General features: G+C 71.6%; 13 protein-coding genes. 4 read left to right on the forward strand and 9 right to left on the reverse strand.

All coding sequences use genetic code 11. The features are described from left to right. Positions 1-13 precede the first annotated feature (13 nt). A complete protein-coding gene (locus WMF27_RS28175) occupies positions 14-757 on the forward strand; it encodes a hypothetical protein (RefSeq protein WP_437765779.1) in 744 nt (247 codons plus the stop codon). Between the two features lie 149 nt (positions 758-906). Here the strand turns inward: WMF27_RS28175 and WMF27_RS28180 are convergent, their stop codons facing one another. From WMF27_RS28180 to WMF27_RS28220, 9 genes are all read right to left on the reverse strand, one after another. After that, positions 907-1,356 carry a hypothetical protein gene (locus WMF27_RS28180; RefSeq protein ID WP_437765778.1) on the reverse strand — a complete coding sequence of 150 codons (450 nt, stop codon included), beginning with the start codon at positions 1,354-1,356 and terminating at the stop codon, positions 907-909. After that, positions 1,353-1,745, reverse strand: coding sequence for a DUF4150 domain-containing protein (locus WMF27_RS28185; protein WP_437765777.1), 393 nt, complete (start codon positions 1,743-1,745; stop codon positions 1,353-1,355). The genes WMF27_RS28180 and WMF27_RS28185 overlap by 4 nt, the downstream gene beginning before the upstream one ends. Before the next feature lie 9 nt (positions 1,746-1,754). After that, positions 1,755-2,399, reverse strand: a complete 645-nt coding sequence (locus WMF27_RS28190; protein ID WP_437765776.1) for a DUF3540 domain-containing protein — start codon at positions 2,397-2,399, stop codon at positions 1,755-1,757. Between the two features lie 19 nt (positions 2,400-2,418). Beyond that, the gene (locus WMF27_RS28195; RefSeq protein WP_437765775.1) at positions 2,419-3,468 is read right to left on the reverse strand and encodes a pentapeptide repeat-containing protein; all 1,050 of its coding nucleotides are present in this window, start codon (positions 3,466-3,468) and stop codon (positions 2,419-2,421) included. Next, positions 3,465-6,107 carry a DUF2169 family type VI secretion system accessory protein gene (locus WMF27_RS28200; protein WP_437765774.1) on the reverse strand — a complete coding sequence of 881 codons (2,643 nt, stop codon included), beginning with the start codon at positions 6,105-6,107 and terminating at the stop codon, positions 3,465-3,467. Before WMF27_RS28200 ends, WMF27_RS28195 begins: the two co-directional genes overlap by 4 nt. 33 nt (positions 6,108-6,140) lie before the next feature. Then, positions 6,141-6,587 carry a hypothetical protein gene (locus tag WMF27_RS28205; RefSeq protein WP_437765773.1) on the reverse strand — a complete coding sequence of 149 codons (447 nt, stop codon included), beginning with the start codon at positions 6,585-6,587 and terminating at the stop codon, positions 6,141-6,143. A 108-nt stretch (positions 6,588-6,695) separates the two neighbouring features. Next, on the reverse strand, positions 6,696-9,089 hold the full coding sequence (locus tag WMF27_RS28210) for a type VI secretion system Vgr family protein (RefSeq protein WP_437765772.1): 2,394 nt from the start codon (positions 9,087-9,089) through the stop codon (positions 6,696-6,698). A gap of 108 nt (positions 9,090-9,197) precedes the next feature. Further along, positions 9,198-11,345: a DUF2169 domain-containing protein gene (locus WMF27_RS28215; RefSeq protein WP_437943133.1), complete on the reverse strand. Its 2,148-nt coding sequence runs from the start codon at positions 11,343-11,345 to the stop codon at positions 9,198-9,200. A 619-nt stretch (positions 11,346-11,964) separates the two neighbouring features. Next, positions 11,965-13,602, reverse strand: coding sequence for a glucose-6-phosphate isomerase (locus WMF27_RS28220; RefSeq protein WP_437765770.1), 1,638 nt, complete (start codon positions 13,600-13,602; stop codon positions 11,965-11,967). A 143-nt stretch (positions 13,603-13,745) separates the two neighbouring features. Between WMF27_RS28220 and WMF27_RS28225 the strand changes: the two genes are divergently transcribed. From WMF27_RS28225 to WMF27_RS28235, 3 genes are all read left to right on the forward strand, one after another. After that, a complete protein-coding gene (locus WMF27_RS28225; RefSeq protein ID WP_437943134.1) occupies positions 13,746-16,679 on the forward strand; it encodes a 2-oxoglutarate dehydrogenase E1 component in 2,934 nt (977 codons plus the stop codon). After that, positions 16,676-17,146 (forward strand): PaaI family thioesterase, encoded by a 471-nt coding sequence (locus WMF27_RS28230; RefSeq protein ID WP_437293595.1) that lies wholly within the window; start codon positions 16,676-16,678, stop codon positions 17,144-17,146. The genes WMF27_RS28225 and WMF27_RS28230 overlap by 4 nt, the downstream gene beginning before the upstream one ends. Positions 17,147-17,312: 166 nt before the next feature. Further along, positions 17,313-18,083: a hypothetical protein gene (locus WMF27_RS28235; protein WP_437765767.1), complete on the forward strand. Its 771-nt coding sequence runs from the start codon at positions 17,313-17,315 to the stop codon at positions 18,081-18,083. Positions 18,084-18,139 lie beyond the last annotated feature (56 nt).

The raw sequence follows: 18,139 nt of genomic DNA on the forward strand, positions 1-18,139 counted from the left end.
AAGGGAGACGCACGTGACCGCGATCCGCACCGTCCTCTCGATGGCCACGCTGGTTGGAGCGCTCGCGCTCGCGGCGCCGGCCACGGCGGAGAGCGACGCCCCCCCGTCCGCGCAGAGCGCGGCGCCGTCCGGCTACGCGCCGTCCCCTGCCGGCGTGCCGCCCGGCCACGCGCCGCCCGGCTACGCGCCGCCCGGCTACGCGCCGCCCGGCTACGCGCCGCCCGGCTACGCGCTGCCACCTGGATACGCGCCGCCGCCCCAGCACGTGCCGCCGGGCTACGTGCCGTATGCGCCGTCCGTCATCCTCGGCATGCCGCGAACGTTGACCTTCACGGAAGGCGGGATCCGGCCAGCGGGCTATCGCGTCGAGACGCAGATGAACCGCCGGCTGGTGATCGCGGGGTCGATCGTCCTCGCCAGCGCGTGGGCGCTCTCGGCGCTGACGGCGGGGAGCATCCTCAGCGAGGGAGGCAACGACGCCGCCAGCTACTCGCCGCTGCTCGTGCCCGTGGGCGGCCCGTTCATCACGCTCGGCACGGGCGACGAAGTCGACGTCGACCGCGGCAGCGGCCGGCTCGCCGCCGCCCTCCTCCTCTTCGACGGGGCCACGCAGGTGACCGGCTTCGTGCTGCTCGTCGCGGGCCTCGTCGGCAACCAGCGGGTCTGGGTGCGCGACGACATCCCGCGCAAGGTGTCGGTCCAGGCCCCCGAGCTCACCGTCGGCCCGACGGGCGCGACCCTGCGCGTGAGCTTCTGAGGGTCGAGCTCGAGTGAGCTGGCGAGGCGGGCGCTCTGCTGTTCCCCGGACGCGCTCGTCGCGACAGAGTGCCCCCCTCCCCCACCATCGGATAACCAGTGCTCGGCGCGCGTTCGCGGGGGGGGCCCGACCGCGCACGGCCGTGGGCATCACACGGAGCGGCACGCGAAGATGTGCTCTATCGCGTCGATCACGAGCTGCTCCACCGGGTATGCGGTGATCTCGGCCGGGCTCGCGAAACGCAGGAGATCCATCGGCGGCGGCCTCACGACGAGGTAGGCGAGGACCTCCGGCGCCTCGCGCCGCTGGATGACCGCGAAGGCGATGCGGTCCGCCCCCTGTGGGGCGCTCGCTCCCCGGATCCCGAGCTCGAGCGCGATGCTCGGCGCCTCGGGCTCCTCATCGAGCGCGATGCGCGGAACGTGGCCGGCGGAGCGGAGCTCGGAGGCGATCTCCTCGAGGACGGGCTGTATCACCTCGCCGCTCACCGCCCGGAAGGCGCCGTCGAAGGCCCGGCGATCGCCCGCGAGCTTCTCTTGCTGCCGCGCCGCATAGCGGCTCGTGATGAGCGCCAGGCGGTGCCTGCTATGGTCCCTCACGGCGCGAGGAGGAGCACTTTGACCTGGCTCGGGACGATGGATACGGCCGGGCAGTTCGTCGAGTTCGTGATCGTCATGCTGGTCAGTCGCGTGGCCGGGATGCCGCCGGCGAGCACGGTGAACGACGCCGTGACGTGCCGCGACGGGCCCATCACCATGCCCGAGGCGACCCCGAGGGCGACGCCGGGATTGTCGCCGTTCGTGAGCGGCACGGTGGTCGCCATGTTGTGCGCCGGCGTGCACATGAACAGCACGTTGTACGCGGCCGGTATGCCCATCGGCTGCATCGCGATGTTCGGGTACGGGACCGGGGTCGGGGCCGGCATCGGCGTGAGGCACACGTCGGGTGCGCCGAGAGACATGCCCATCATCTGCGTGTTCGCGAACATCTCGCCCTCTCAGCCAAGGTGGATCTGGGAACCGTCGATCTTGGTCAGCCCGCCGCTGTTCACGAGCGTCGTCTCCGCCTTGACGTGGAACGCGGCGCGCGCCTCGAGCTCCAGGTACTCGGCGCGCACCGTCTCGGAGCGCGCGATGAAGCGGTAGGCCCTGTCGAGCCGCTGGACGAGGCGCTCGGCGACCGTCTCCACCGACTGCGCCACGGTCTTGACGCGGTCGACCTGCGCCGTGAGGCTGTCGCCGAGGAGGCTCAGGACCCCGACCACCGCGTCGGCGCGCGCCGCCGAGAGGCGCGCCGAGCCCGCCGCGATCGTGACCTCGGCGGGCGTGATCACCTCGACCCCATCGCGCCCGCTCACCGAGACCGTGCCCGACGCGGCGGCGATCTCGAGGTCGCCCTCGGCCGACAGCCGCGCCGGCGCCGCGTCGTCGCGCTCGAGCACCGCGAGCACGTGCGAGCCGCGCTCGTGATGCGCGACGAGCACCTCGTCGCCGAGGGCGGGCTCGAGCAGACAGCTGGCGGCCCGCCGCGCCTCCAGCTCGCCCGAGCTCGACCTGACGCGCAGGCTGCGACCCGAGACGCCCACCACGATCGCGGCCTCCTGCGCAGGCCACGCCAGCTTTCTTGCCAGATTGTCTCTCATCGGTACCTCCGCGCCGAGCTCATCGGCCCTCCGTGCGCCGCTCCGCCTTGCTGAGCTCCTCGTCGTCGCCGAGCGCCGCGGATCGGTTCGTGAATCGAGTGTCCTGCTCGCGCGTCCGGTGGAACCGCGCGCGGAACAGCGTGCAATGCGAGAAGTCGGCGCCCGCGAGGTCCGCGTACGAGAAATCGGCGTACGTCAGGTCGGCGCCGGCGAACGTCGCGCGGGCGCAGCTCGCGTGCTTGAAGATGGCCTGGCGGGCGCTCGCGCCCTCGAGGCTCGCGCCCTCGAGCCGCGCCTTCACGAAGAGCGCCTGATCGAGCTTCGCCTTCCTGAGCGTCGCGTCCGACAGGCTGGCCTCCGCGAAGAGGGCCCGCTCGAGGCTCGCCTCGTCGAGGCGCGCGCCCGCGAGGGAAGCCCCCTTGAAATTCGTCTGCGCCATCCGCGCGCCCCGGAGGTCGCAGCCGCCGAGGTCGACCTCCATGAGCTGCGCGAGCGTGAGATCCATCCCCGAGAGATCCTGGCCGGCGAGCTTGCCCCCGATCAGCATCACCCGCTCGAGCCGCGCGCCGCGGAGGCGCGCCGTCGACAGGTCCGCCTTGAGGAGCACCGTCTGCACGAGGTTCGCGCCCTCGAAGCTCACCCGCGGGGCGTCGGCGTCGACGAGCGCGGCGCGGTCGAGGTTCGCCCCCTTCAGGCTCGCCTCCTCGAGGCGCGGCTTGATCAGGCTCGCGATGGTCAGGTCGGCGCCGTCGAGCGAGGACCGCGACAGGTCGCACTCGACCAGGCTGGCGGCGACCAGATCGGCCTCACGCAGGTCGGCCGCGAGGAACGTGCACCGGTCCCACGTGCCGTGGCGGAGGCGCGCCCCCGCGAGCTGCGCCCCCTCGAACCGGCAATCCGAGAAGATGGACTCGTGGAGCCGCGCGCCCGTGAGGTCGGCGCCCCGGAACGACACGCGCTCGAAGACGGCTCCGGAGAGATCGGCGCCGCGGAGGTCCATGCCCGCGAGATCCTCGTCGACTACCGGATCCGCGCTCGCGACGCGGGCGAGGAGATCGTCCTTGGTCATCGCTTTCGCCTCGGGAACAGGGTCCGGACGACGTGGGCGTCCTTGAAGCTCGTGCGCGCGTCGCCCTCGGTGCCCATCAGGTTCGCGCGGAACAGGTTCGCCCGGAGGAACGACGCGCCGCGGACCTTCGCGCCTTGCAGCATCGCCTCCATCAGGTTCGCGTCCGACAGCTCGGCGTCGCCGAGATCCGCGCGCATCAGCCGCGCCCCTTGCAGGCTCGCGCCCGCGAGGCGGGCCTCCTGCAAGTCCGACTCGCTGAGGTCGCAGCCGTCGGCCCGGACGCGCGCGAGCCCGGCGCCCTTCAGCGAGGCGCCGCGCATCGTCGCGAGGGCGAGCTCCGCGCCCGAGAAATCGGCCCCGCCGAGCTGGCACGCGAGCACGAGGCGCAGGTTGTTCGCGCGGGCGGCTCGGAAGCAAGCGCCCTCGGCGGCCGTCTCGACGAGCGCCGCGCCCTCGAGCACGGCCTCCGCGAGGCTCGCGCCGGCCATGCGACACCGGAAAAACGTGGCTTTCCGGAGACTTGCGCGATCCAGCCGCGCCCCCTCGAGGTCGCACTCGTAGAAGAGGACCTCGTCCGCGAGCGCGCCCTCGAGCTCGCCGCGCGCGAGGCGCGCCTCGAACAGGTCGGCGCCGCGGAGGTCGGCGCCGGCGAAGCGCGCGCCCTCGAGCTCGCCGCGCTGCAGGATCGCCTTGCCGAGGCGCGCGCCGCCGAAGTCGGCCCCGCGCGCCGCGACCTCGCCGAGGTTCGCGCCCTCGAGGCGGACGCCCTCGAGGCGGGCGCCCTCGAGGCAGGCGCGCACCAGCACGGCGCCCGACAGATCCGCGCCGGCGAGCGCGCACCCGCGCAGGTCCGCGCGCTCGAGGAGCGCCTCCCGCAGGACGGCCCCGGACAGGTCGAGCCCGCGAAGGTCGGCGCCGGTGAGGTCCCAGCCGGTCATCGGGCTCCCCGACGCGACCGCCGCCTCCACGCGCCCGCGGAGGTCGCGCTGCGCGGCGTCGTCCGGGAGCGCCGCGGGCGCCATGTGGTGCGCGGCCTGCCTGTAGCCGAGGATCTGCGCCTCCTCGAGCTTGCGGAGCCTCGCGACGAAGGCCGGATCCTCGATCTGGGCCTCCAGCTCGTCCATCGGGGCGCCGAGGTCGCGGCCGATCTGGGCGGTCTCTCGCATGCGGGCGAGGTGCTCGTCCGCGCGAAACTTGGGCGGCCCGCCTGCCTCGCGCCTCGATTTCTCGATGACCTCGTCGATGTCGATGCCGTGCTCGGCCAGGTTCTGGCGCGCCTGCTCGAGGGCCTCGGCCTGCCTGACCTTCGCCTCGGCCTCGAGGCGGGCGGCCTCCGCCTCGACCCGCTCCATGTACTCGGGCAGCTCGTCGAGCTTCGGCGGCGCCTCCGGCGGCGGCAGCTCGCGCGGGATGCCCTTCTCGTCGGGATCGATCCCGAGCACCCGCACCGACATGCGGGCGCTGTCGAGCTCCCGCTGCGCCCGCTCGCGCGACCGCCGCTCCAGCACGCCCTCGCGGCGCAGGAGATCGTCCATGTCGCTGATCTTCTCGTCCGGCAGCGCGGGGGCGTCGGGGTCGGGGTCCGGGAGCAGATCGCGATCGCGCAGGGCGACGAGGTGCCCCTTCTTCTTGTCGAGGCGCTGCGCCAGGACGGCGTCGTAATGTTCCTTCGGCCGGGGGGCGCCGCGGCGCTCGAGCGCCGCGAGCAGGCACTTCACGTCGCGGGCGTCGTCCTCCTCGACGCGCGCGACGCCCCGGAAGATCGCGATCATGCGGCGGATGTTGGGCAGGAGCACGAGCGTCTCGAGCCTCGTCCCGATCTCCTCGAGCGCGTCCTCGCGCGAGGCCCGCGTCACGAAGCACCGCGCGACGAGCTCGGTCACGCGGCCCGTCAGCGCGGCCTGCTCGGGGTGGAGCTGCTCGATCGCGATCGGCTCCCCGCCCTGGAAGAAGCCGGGCAGGCGCTGATCGGGCGGCGCCACCATGAAGTACTCCGGGTCGAGATCGCGGGCGAAGCCCGGGAAGTCGCTCTCGAGCCACGCCGCGTCGTACGTCCCGAGCTTCGCGTGGCGCTCGGGCCAGGTGGGGTCGAGGGGCCCGAACGCCGCGGGAGGCGGCCGATCGCCCGGCGAGGTGATGAGGTGCTTCGGGTGCTCGAGCTGCGGGAGCGGGTGGTGGCTCTTGCCGTCCTCCTCGACCGGGGCAAACCCCACCCCGATCGGGTTCGGGGCGAAGCCTGGCCCGCCGAAGGCCTTGTCCCAGCCGAGGGCGAGCTCGGTCAGCGGCTCGGGCTCGCTCGGCACGCCGCGCTCCCAGCGGCGCTTGCCGACGACATACACGGCCTTGTCGATCGGGCCGACCTGGACGCGGGCCCGGAACGCCGGGCGCGGGGTGCCGCCCGCCGCGAAGGCCTTGCCGAACGCGAGGACCTCGCCCCGCGGCTTCGGCAGCCCCTCGTCGAGCGCGACGTCCTTGCCGAGCTGCTTCGGGATCTCCTGCCACATCGCGATCTCCGGGAGCGCGAGCTCCGGAGCGTCGAGCGGGAGGTACGCCGTGAGGCCGAGCGCGAGGAAGCGCTGCTGCTGCAGCTCGAACACGCGCTGCAGGACGGAGAGACGCTGGGGTTTGATGACGCGCATAGGGGATAAGGGTCGCTCACGCCGGGCGGGCGCTCATTTGCCGCGACTGGCGCGATTGTCCGCCGCGCCGCGCGCGATGTACGAGCGAGACAGGTTGGCCCAGCTCACGTCAGGATAAACGAGCTCGGGGTCGTCACCATCGATCTTGACGGCGACGCGCTTTCCCGGCTCCGCCATCGACAGCGAGCTGATGTTCAGCTCCCACTCCGTCCTCGCGAGGTACGCGGCCCCGCCGGGCGGCTGCACCTCGAGCCGGAGCTCGACGAAGGCCATGGCGCCGTCTTCGAAGGTGCCGAGGGTCCGGCTCGACACCACCGTGGCCTGAGCGAGGCTCGCGCGAGCCGCCCTCGCGGCGAGCTCCGTCATGCGCTCCTTCACCGCGCCGAGCTGGGCGCCTTCCCGGCGGAAGACGAAGAAGAGAATCGCCGCGAGGACGAGGAGCGGCACGAGGATCGCAGAGAGGAAGATGATCGTACCCATGTCGCCGCGCGATCTCCCCTTCGGGCTCACGAGCGCTGAGCCGCGGCCTGGCCGCGGGCGCCGGCGGTCGAGGCCGAGCTCCTGGACAAGATGAACTCGCTCGCTCTCTCAGCTGAGCACATGGACGCCGGAGAGGTGATAACGCAGCGCTGTCATCGCGAGCCGCGTCGGCAGCTGAGAGATCTTCGCCGCGCCTGACTGGATGGTGACAGGCTTCACCGTGACCTCGACGGCGCTGTTGATCGCGAGCGAGGCGCCCCATTTGAACGCCAGCGCCACGCCGCCCGAGATGTCGAGCTTGGCCGCGTAGGTCGCGGTGAGCGCGGCCGAGAGCTCCAGCGTCGCCTTCGCGCCGATGAAGGTGGCGACGGTGGCGCCGACGGCGTTGGTGTTCGAGAGGCCGAGGAACGTGTCGGACTTCATGCCGGCCGTCACGTTGACGTTGTTCGAGACGAAGAGCTTCTTGAACGGACCGTACGTCTTGAGCTCCTCGGAGCCCTTGATCTGCCCCGTCAGGTTGCCGTCGACCGTCTGGATCATGTTGCTCTTGACGCTGACCTCGCACTGATCTTGCGTCTCGAGCGTCATCTTGCCCTTGCTCTTGACGGTCGTGGTCCCGGCCTTCGTGTCGACGAGGGTGTCCCCGGCCTCGACGTTGACCGTGTAATTGCCGGTCTTCACCGTCGTCGTGGTGTCTCCCTTCACCGTGGTGGTCATCACGCCCGTGTCGACGTCGGTGAAGAGGTTGCCGCTGAGCACGTGGAGCGCCGTGTCGCCCTTGACCTCGGTGTACGAGGTGTTGGCGTCGACGAAGAGCTCGTGGATCCCGGACTGCACGTGGGTGATCCAGTTGTCCTTGATGGTGGCGACCCAGGAGCCGCCGCCGTTCTGGCCCACGCTCTGGTCGAAGTTCTTGCCCGCGTCGAGCAGCGTGTTGTCGTCCGTCTTCACGATGAGCTCGTGATCGTCGTTCGGCGCGCCCATGCGAAGGTACGTGTTCGAGTACGGCGTCGAGAGGGTGACGCGCTGCTGCCCTGTCTTGTCCTCGAGCTCGAGCCGGTTCCGCCCGCCCGTCTGGAGGACGTTCTTCGTGTGGTTGCCGCTCGTGATCGGGCTCGGCGTGAGCGCGTTCGGCACCACGCCCGCGATCACCGGCCTGTCGGGGTCGCCGCCGAGGAAGCTGAGCACCACCTCCGTGCCCCTGCGGAGCGGGAAATGAAAGCCCTCGATGCCGCCGCCGTGCGGCTGCATCATGCGCACGAACGTCGAGGCCTTCCCGCTCTTCAGGTTGCTCTCGTCGAACTTGAACTTCACGTTGTAGCGGCCAAGATCGTCGATCTGGGCGTACTCGCTCTCGGCCGGGCCGTCGACGGTGCCGTTCTCGTATCCGTAGATGCGGGGCCAGGGCGTGCGGGACTCCGCGCGGAGCTGCGTCTTCGCGGGGATGGCGGTGATCTCGACGAAATAGGCCTCCTCGTGCGGCAGGTCGAGCAGCTCGCGGTACCCGGTGGCCCCGGCCAGCTGGTTGCCGTGATGGTGCGCCTCGATGGTGAGGTGCTTCGCGTTGAACGCCGCGCGCGGGTGGTCGTCGAGCTCGAACGTGTAGCCGGGCCGGAGGTGCAGCCGCGTGCCCGTCCCCTGGTACAGCACCTGCCGCGCGAGCAGCTCCTCGGCCCGGATCTTCGCGAGCCGCTCGCCCGCGGACGGCGTGAAGAAGCGCTCGCCGTACAGGCTCACCTCGCCCGCGCCGTTCGGCGACACGCGCGCCGACCCGGCGACGCTCAGGTTGGGCCGCGCATAGTCGTAATCCTTGAGCTTGATCACCGCCGGCAAGGTCGTGTGCTGGCTGGTGAACGTGCGGAGCGACATCCCCGCGCTCACGTCGTGCCCCAGCTGCGGGTGGTACCGGACAGGCTCGCCGATCGGGTCCTCCTCGTACGACGTCGCGTCGCAGAAGATGACCTTGTCGCCGTCGGGCGTGTGCTCGAAGAAGTAGAAGATGCCTTCGCGCTCCATCCACCGCGCCAGGAAGTCGAGATCGCTCTCCCGGTACTGGCAGATGTGCTCCTCGACCTCGTAGCTGCCGAGGCGCATCTCGTACTCGTCAGGTCCGATGCCGTTCTCCTCGAGGACGGCCTTCATGACGTCGGGCAGCGACAGCTTGGTGAAGATGCGGCTGCGCTTGGAGAGGCCGAGCAGCCAGAGCTTCGGGACCAGCACCGCCCGGAGGAGCGAGCGCCCGTCCAGCTCGTGGAGCAGGCCCACCGTCGCGAGGACGCCGGCGAAGACGAAGGGCGGGAGGTTGTCTCTCGGCCAGTCGAGCACGAGCGACGCCTTGGCGCCGACGGCATCGGGCAGGTCCAGGGACTCGGCGTCCTCGCCCTGGAGCAGGAGGAAGATCTCGATCTGATACGGGCGCGAGATGGCCTCGACGCCCCGAAAGCCGACGACGCGCGTGGAGCTGGGGAGCACGCCCGATGAGATTTTGATGAGGTCGTCCATGGCCTTCCCTGCGTTGTTCGAGGACGCGCGCCCGATGCCACCAGGTGAATCGTTCGCCCGTCGTCCCGAGGAGCTCGCTGATAGAACTAGGCAGAATCCGTCGGGTGGTCAACCTGCCGAAGAGCCGTCGATGCCGGCGTCGGTCGGTGGGATCTCGACGAGCGCGCGCAGGATGGCGCCGCTCGATTTCGCGCTCGCGAGCTTGACCCCATAGACGTTGGCGCCCGCGAGGTCCGCGTCGCGCAGATCGGCGCCCTCGACGTTGGCGCACGACAGGCTCGCCTCCTTCAGCTTCGCCGCGCGCAGGACGGCGCCCGCGAGGTTGGCGCCCGCGAGGCTCGCTCGCGAGATGTCGGCCTTGGTCCCGTTGATGTCCGCGAGGCACGCCCGATCGAAGACGGCCTCGACCAGGCGCGCTTGCCGCAGGTCGGCGCCCTCGAGCGACGCGTCCTCGAAGCGCACGCGCGACCCCTTCGCGAAGGCGAGGTCGGCGTTCTTGAGGAGCGCGGAGGAGAGCTGCGCGCGGTCCAGCGTGGCGCGGGACAGATCGGCGCGCGTCAGATCGGCCGCGTGGAGGCTCGCGTCCGTCAGATCCGTACCGCTCATGTTTGCCCCGGAGAGGCGCGCAGACGCGAAGTTGCACCGGGTGAGCGTCGAGCCGGCGAGGTTCAGGCGCTCGAGCGACGCGCCGCCGAAGTCGATGCCGTCGAGCTCGACGCCCGCGAGCTCCAGGTCGTGGAGCGGCTGGCCGCTCCTGAGGCGGGCGAGCAACGTTGCGCGGAGGCCCCGGCTCTCCGGCTCGGGCGACATGGCGACGGGCGCGGCGGACGTGGGCGCGGCGGACGTGGGCGCGACGGACGTGGGCGCGACGGACGTGGGCGCGACGGACGTGGGCGCGACGGACGTGGGCGCGGCGGACGTGGGCGCGACGGACGTGGGCGCGGCGGACGTGGGCGCGGCGAACGTGGGCGCGGCCAGGGCGTGCGGTGGTGCGACAGGCCCGGCCGTGTTCTCGGTGATCGACGTCACCGTGAGGTCGAGGGGCGCCGCATCGAGCCGCGGTGCATCGAGGTTTGTCGGGCCGCTCGCCACGACGGCGGGCAGCGGAGGCGGCGGCGCCAGGTGCGGACGGGCGCTCCAGGGCGCCCCCGGGATCGCCGTCACCGGGGAAGCACGCCCGCTGCCGGGCGCGGCGAGCGCGAACGGCGGCTTCATCTTCATGTCCACGACGAGACCGCTGTTGCGGGCATCGACCGTGTTGTCCTCCTCGACCACCAGCGTCCTGGCGATCGGTCGCTCGCCCGCGACGGGGCCAGGCGCTCCATGCCAGCGATGGGACGGCGGAGGCGCGGCCGCCGCAGAAGGCCATGCCAGGGGCTGCCCCGACACCTCGACGCCCGCGACCACGCGCATGCGGGCCGGCGTGTCGCCCGCCAGCAGGGCCACGTTCCCCCGCCAGACCACGGAGCAGAGCAGCCGGTCGGCGTCGATGGTCAGCGTGTCGGCGACGAGCTCGATCGCCTGCCCGTGGTCCTCTCCCTCCGGCCCGGCCCGATAGAGCCGCGCGAGCCCGCGGGCCGAAGGCAGGCTGGACCGGAGCCACGGCCAATGCGGGTGCAGGCCCTCGAGGAAGATCCACTCGTCGCCGCGGAGGAAGTCGATCTGCTGATCCGCGGGCGCGGCGTGGAAGTACCGGAAGTCGAAGCTGCCGTCGAGATCCAGCGCCAGCGGGTCGGCCGGCAGATCCCGCGCAAGGAGATGCCGCCGCGGGGCCCAGTGCCTCGCGATCGGGCCGAAGCCCGCCGGCCGCATCGGATCGCCCGGATCGACGATGCTCGGCAGCACCGCGTCGGAGCCCACGCCCACCGGGTTCCCCTCGAGGTGTGGGCCGCCGAACGCGCGCTCGTACACGAGCGGCATCCGGCTGAACGGACGGGGGCTCGGCGCCTCTCGCGTGCGGTCGCCGAAGACATGAAGCGCCTTGTTGAGGATCCAGCGGCCGTCGCGGAAGAGCGCGATCCGCACCGGGAGCGCCGTGGCGGTCGTTCCCACGGGCGCGCAGGCGTGCCCGCGCACGACGACCCCGGCGCCCGGCAGGTAGGGTGCTGTCTCACTGGCCTCTTCGAGGCTGCCCCACCCCTCCCGAAGGTGGTCGGCGCGGACCAGATCGACCGCCGCAGCGAGCTCTGCGGTCCTGTCGTGCACGAGGGCAAAGGTGGCCTTGACGAGGACGGTGAGCCGCTCTGCGCCCCGCATGCGCCACAGAACGGCGCCGCAGGCGGATGGCGACAGGGCGACGACGGAGAGGGGCCAGGGCGATTGCACGACGGGGGTCACGGGGCCCACGCACCTCGACGGCAGCGGGCCCTGAGCCCCTCAACATAGCCCCGCTCGCCTATCGGGCGCAAGCGCAGGACCTGACCGGAGGCGGCTCGCGCTCGAGCCCTCTCGCGGGAGCATGGCGGTGAAAATGCTCCGGTGATCGCCTTGTGTGGGGTTGTCGGGGGCCAAGATCCAACCTCGATCCGAAAACCAAGCTCCTCGCGGCGGCCGTCTTCGTCATCTGGACCACCTGCCTGGTTCTCGCGTGGCCGAGCGCATCAACGAAGGACACCGAGAAGAGAACCGCTGGAAGGCCAATCCCGATCAACCCGAGGCGGAGAGCCACGACCATCGGAGTCGAACTCCCGCCATGCCATGTGACGAGCGCGGCAGTGGCGACGGCGCCGGCCATGATGTCAGCCAGCTGCCGAGCCGGACGCGAGGCGGTCGCGATCGACTCGAGAGGTTGCGCTTCAATCGAACACGACGACGGCCGCTCCGCGAGGCGCCCGCCCATGTCCGACATGCCCGGGGGCCTGCTCCGCGAGGCCCCTCAGCGCGCCAGACGGTACGTCGCGTCGAACGGCGAGCCGCCCTGCGGGACGTCCCGCGCGACGCCGCGCTCCGGGTTCGCCGCGAGGTGGCGCAGGATCCAGAAGACCGTCTCGACGTCGTCCGTGCCCGCGGCCTTCGCGACCTCGGCGAGCGACAGCGCGCGGCCCGCGCTCGCGCCGAGCGCCGCGAGCACCTTGGCCTGCAGGTCGAGCACCTCCTGCGCCGCCTTCTTGCCGGCCTCGACGCCGGGCTGGTGGTACGCGTTGATGCCCACGAGCGACGCGTACAGGCCCACCGCGCGCTCGTAGAGCGCGATCAGCATGCCGACGGCGCGCGCGTCGACCGTGTCGATCGTGAGCGTGATCGACTCGCGCCCGCTCTCGGTCAGCGCCTTGCGCGTCCCCTGGAGGAAGCCGTCGAGGTAGTCGCCGGTCGTGACGCCGGGGTCGACCTCGAGCACGCCGCGCGACGGCGCGCGATCCCGCAGCACCTCGATGAACGTGACGAAGAAGTTGTCGAGCCCGTCACGGAGCTGCTGCACGTACGCGTGCTGATCCGTCGAGCCCTTGTTGCCGTACACGGCGATGCCCTGGAAGACCTCGCTGCCCTGCCGATCGAGGCGCTTGCCGAGCGACTCCATCACGAGCTGCTGGAGGTAGCGCGAGAAGAGCTCGAGCCTGTCCTTGTACGGCAAGAGCACCATGTCCTTCCGGCCCACGCCGCCCGTCGCCGAGTACCAGGCGAGCGCGAGCAGCGCCGCGGGGTTCCGGGGGACCTCCTTCGAGCGCGTGACCTCGTCCGCCTCGCGCGCCCCCTGCAGCATCTCGACGATCGACAGCCCCTGGAGCGCCGCGGGCAGCAGGCCGACCGCCGACAGCTCGCTCGTGCGCCCGCCGACCCAGTCCCACATCGGGAAGCGGGCCAGGAAGCCGTGCTTCGTCGCGTACCGGTCGAGCTCGCTGCCCTCCCCCGTCACCGCGACCGCGTGCGCGCCGAGCGAGAGGCCGAGCCGGCGGTACGCCGCCTCGAGCTCGAGCATCCCGTTGCGCGTCTCCTTCGTCCCGCCCGACTTCGAGATGATCACCGCGAGCGTCGCGCCGAGCTCGTCCCCGATGGCGTCCAGCGTGCGATCGATCCCGTCGGGATCCGTGTTGTCGAAGAAATGGATCCGCATCCGATCGGCCGGCGTCCCCAGCGCCGAGGCGACGAACTGAGGCCCGAGCGCCGAACCGCCGATCCCGACGACGAGCACCCTGCTGAAGCGGGCCGCCCGCTCCGGCCGGACCCGCGCCGCGTGAACGTCCGCGGCGAAGCGCAGAATCCGCGCGTTCGTCTCCTCGATCGCCGCGCGCAGCGCCGCCTCGGGCGCGAGCTCCGGCGCGCGCAGCCAGTAGTGACCGACCCGGCGGCCCTCGTCGGGATTTGCGATGCTACCGCCCTCGAGCGCCGCCATCTCGGCGAGCGCCGCCTGAATCCGCGGTTCCATCGTGGTAAAAAAGTCGCTCCCGAAGCGGATCCGGCTCACGTCCAGCCAGAGACCGAGGCTGGGATCGTGGAAGAGGTGGTCCCGGAAGCGATCGAAGGGGAGGACGGCGGGCGCCGGTCCTCGACCCGGGGTTCTGCGGTCTTGATCCATGGCCCCCTTCTACCGCTTCTCCCTACCGTTTCTCCAGGCGCTCGAACCCCTTGCCCGGACGATGTTCCGCCCCACGAGGCGACGGAGTCGGAAAACGACTCTAGCGTGCCGGCCCGACACGCGTTATTTGCAGCCCGACCACGATGCAGCTTGATTTCGGAATCAATGCAGGGCTCGTCGAGGAGCTCTATGCCCAGTACCTCGAGAACCCGGAGTCGGTAGACCCCGGCTGGCGCTCGTTCTTCGAGGGAAAGAACGGCGGAGCGACGCCGAGCAGGCTGCCCGCGCCGGCGGCGCCGCCGACCATCCCGCACCAGGTGCTGCGGCCCGGGAACGGGCACGGCTACGGGAACGGGAATGGCAAGACGAACGGCGAGGCCGCGAAGACGCTGGAGGCCGCGTTCGCGCGGACGCTCAGCGAGCACCCGAGCTCGCCCGAGTCCTCGCGCGATCTCAAGGTGCTCGCGGAGGCCGCGATCAAGGCGCGCGTCTACGCCCTCGTGAACGCCTACCGCGTGCGCGGCCACCTCTTCGCGCACGTCGACCCGCTCGGCCTGCCGCCCGCCACGCCGCCCGAGCTCGACCTCACGAACTTCGGGCTCCGGGTCGAGGACCTCGAGCTGCCCTTCCCCACGACCGACCTCGCCGGCGTGCCGCCCGTCCTCACGCTGCGCGAGATCATCCGCCGGCTCGAGGAGACGTACTGCCGCTCGATCGGCGTCGAGTTCACGTTCATCGAGGAGCCCGAGGCGCGCCAGTGGCTCCAGCAGCAGATGGAGTCGACGCGCAACCGGCTCACGCTCGACCGCCAGAAGCAGCTCCGGATCCTCACGAAGCTCTCCGACGCCGAGATCTTCGAGCAGTTCATCCACAAGTCCTACGAGGCGGGGACGAAGCGCTTCTCGCTCGAGGGCGCCGAGAGCCTCATCCCGCTGCTCGACCTCATCATCGAGCGCGCGGGGACGCACGAGGTCGACGAGATCGTGGTCGGCATGGCGCACCGCGGCCGGCTGAACGTCCTCGCGAACATCATGGACAAGAGCCTGCGCGAGATCTTCGCGGCCTTCGAGGACAAGAACGCGGAGCGCCACCTCGGCAGCGGCGACGTCAAGTACCACCTCGGCTACTCGACCGATCGCACGCTCGAGAACGGGCGCAACGTCCACCTCACGCTCACGTTCAACCCGAGCCACCTCGAGTTCGTGAACCCCGTCGTGCAGGGGCGCGTCCGCGCGAAGCAGGACCGCCGGCTCGCCGACGGCGCCGCCGACGCGCGCCGCCGCGTGATGCCGCTGCTCATCCACGGCGACGCGGCGTTCATCGGGCAGGGCGTCGTCGCCGAGACGCTCAACATGATGAACCTGAAGGGCTACACGACGGCCGGCACGGTCCACGTCATCGTGAACAACCAGGTCGGGTTCACGACCGATCCGATGGAAGGGCGCTCGACCCGCTACGCGTCCGACATCACGCGGATGCTCAAGGTCCCGGTGTTCCACGTGAACGGCGAGGACCCGGAGGCGGTCGCCCACGTCGCGCAGCTCGCGATCGACTACCGCACGCGCTTCGGCTCCGACGTGATCATCGACATGTACTGCTACCGGCGGTACGGCCACAACGAGGGCGACGAGCCGCGCTACACGCAGCCGCGGATGTACGCCGCGATCGACAAGAAGCCCACGGTCCGGCAGGTGTACGTCCGGCGCCTCATGGAGCTCGGGCAGGTCACCGAGGAGAAGGCCGACGAGATCGTCGTGCGGCGCCGCGAGGCGCTCGCCACCGCGCTCGACGAGGTGAAGCAGAAGGGCTTCGCGCCGGTGCTGTACTCGATGGGCGGCGTGTGGTCGCACTACCGCGGCGGCGCCGACCACGCGACGCCGGAGGTGCCGACGAGCGTGCCGGCCGAGAAGCTCATCGCGCTGTCGGAGAAGCTCCTCGAGCTGCCCGAGGGCTTCAAGGCGCACCCGAAGGTGCTGCCGACGCTCCAGCAGCGGCACGACAAGCTCGTCGCCGGCGAGCCGTTCGACTGGGGCACGGGCGAGATGTTCGCCTACGCGTCGCTGCTCGCCGAGAAGACGCCGGTGCGGCTCTCCGGTCAGGACGTGCAGCGCGGCACCTTCAGCCACCGGCACGCGGTGCTGCGCGACGTCGAGACGAGCGCGCGCTACGCGCCGCTGTCGCGCGTGGCCGAGGGGCCGGCGCGCTTCGAGGCGTACAACAGCCCGCTCAGCGAGGCGGGCGTGCTCGGCTTCGACTTCGGCTACAGCCTCGACTACCCGGACGGGCTGGTCATCTGGGAGGCGCAGTTCGGCGACTTCCTGAACGGCGCGCAGGTCATCGTCGATCAGTTCCTCACGTCGAGCGAGGACAAGTGGCACCGGCTGAGCGGCATCGTGCTCTTCCTGCCGCACGGCTACGAGGGCCAGGGGCCGGAGCACTCGAGCGCGCGCATCGAGCGCTGCCTGCAGAACAGCGCCGAGGACAACATCCAGGTGTGCAACCTGACGACGCCGGCGCAGCTGTTCCACGTGCTGCGGCGGCAGGTGCACAGGCCGTGGCGCAAGCCGCTCATCATCGCGACGCCGAAGAGCCTGCTGCGCGTCCCGGCGACGTCGAAGGGCCCGCACCGGCCCGTGTCGACGATCAAGGATCTCTCCGAGGGCAAGTTCCACCGCGTGCTGCCCGACACGAGCGGGGTCGATCCGGCGGACGTGAAGCGGGTGCTGCTCTGCTCGGGCAAGGTGTACTACGACCTCGCGCTGGCGCGGGAGACGCGCGGGCTCAAGGACGTGGCGATCCTGCGGCTGGAGCAGCTGTTCCCGCTGAACGAGGAGATCGTGAACGCGCTCGCGCCCTACAAGGACGGCACGCCGCTCGTGTGGGTGCAGGAGGAGCCGCGCAACTACGGCGCCTGGTACTACATCCTCGCGGTGCTCCGGCAGCGCATCGGCGACCGGCTGCCGCTCTCGTGCGTGAGCCGCGCGCCGAGCGCGAGCCCGGCGACCGGCTCGCGCGCGAGCCACCTCCTCGAGCAGAAGATGCTGATGGACGAGGCGTTCGTCGGGGGCACCCGGTGAGCGGCGGCGCGGCGAGCCTGCAGGACAGGTACTCGCCGCAGGGCCGCTGCTTCGGCTGCGGGCCGGCGAACGACAGGGGGCTCCGGCTGAAGAGCCGCGTCGAGGGCGACGCGGTGGTCTGCGACTTCACGCCGGAGCCGCACCACGAGGCGTTCCCCGGGATGCTCAACGGCGGCATCATCGGGGCGCTGCTCGACTGCCACTCCAACTGGACCGCGGCTTACCACCTGATGAAGGCGCGGGGGGCCGACGCGCCGCCGTGCACGGTGACGGCGGACTTCCACGTGAAGCTGAAGAAGCCGACGCCGCTCGGCGGCCCGGTGCACCTGCGGGCGCAGGTCGCCGAGGCGGAGGGCGACCGCGTCGTGGTCGAGGCGACCCTGGAGGCGGGCGGGCGGGTCACGGCGACGTGCCGCGGGACGTTCGTGGCGGTGAAGGAAGGGCACCCGGCCTTCCACCGCTGGTAGGCGCCGGCTGACGCGCGGCGCGGGCGGCCCGTCCGCGACCGGGAAGGCGTTGCTCGCCGCCTCCGTGGCACACGCGATGCTCGCGCCCCGGCGCGCGGCGTTCCCGGCGTGGCGCGCGGATCGGATCCGCCGTCCTCGCCTCGCCGCGCAGCGAGGAGGATCCGCAATGAAGGCAAACACCGGGGTCGCCATCGCCGCGGGAGCGGCCGCCGTGCTCTGCGGGAGCGTCGCCGCTGCGCAGGACTTCGGGGGCGAGGTCCCGCCGAGCTACCTGCGCTCTCCGCTGAGGGCGCCTGCCAACGCGCTCGAGCTCGGCCTCAACCTCGGATACGCGCAGGGGTTCGGCGACATCGGGAGCGAGCGACGCCTGCGCGACGTGGCGGGGCCGGGGGCGGGCGTGGGCGTGAAGCTCGTCTACCGCGCGGTGCCGAAGGTCGGCCTGGGGCTGACGTCGAGATACGAGCAGTACATGGCGCAGGGCGGAGAGCAGGGCGGGGCCGACGTGCGCGGCGTGACGCTCGGCGCGGAGGCGAGCTTTCACCTGGCGCCGTTCGAGCGCGTCGATCCGGTGATCTCGCTGGGCACCGGTTACCGGGCGCTGTGGACCGCGGCGCGGCCGGGGGTGTGGACGGCGACGCCGGCGGGGATGTGGATCGCGGCGCCGGCGGGGGTGAGGGGCGACACGGTGACCCACGGGATCGAGCTCGGGCGGCTCCAGGTGGTGATCGACGTCCGCATGTCCGAGAGCGTGGCGCTGGGGCCCACGATCGGCGGCGGGCTCAACCTGTTCCTCTGGGAGAACACCGCGGGGTCGAGCCGCGGCTGGGAGGTCCCGGACAGGCGCGTGAACAGCTTCGTGTTCGCGGGGCTCGAGGGGCGCTTCGACCTGGGTGGGCAGCGCGTGAGGGAGGTCATCCAGGTCGCGCGGCGGCGCTAGCGCGGCGGGGGAAAAGGGCGTGCCGAGCTGCCCGGCCCGAGGAGGGCCTGCCCTCT

This window comes from Sorangium sp. So ce281, from assembly GCF_051527395.1.
In the GTDB taxonomy this organism is placed as follows: Bacteria; Myxococcota_A; Polyangia; order Polyangiales; family Polyangiaceae; genus Sorangium; species Sorangium cellulosum_B.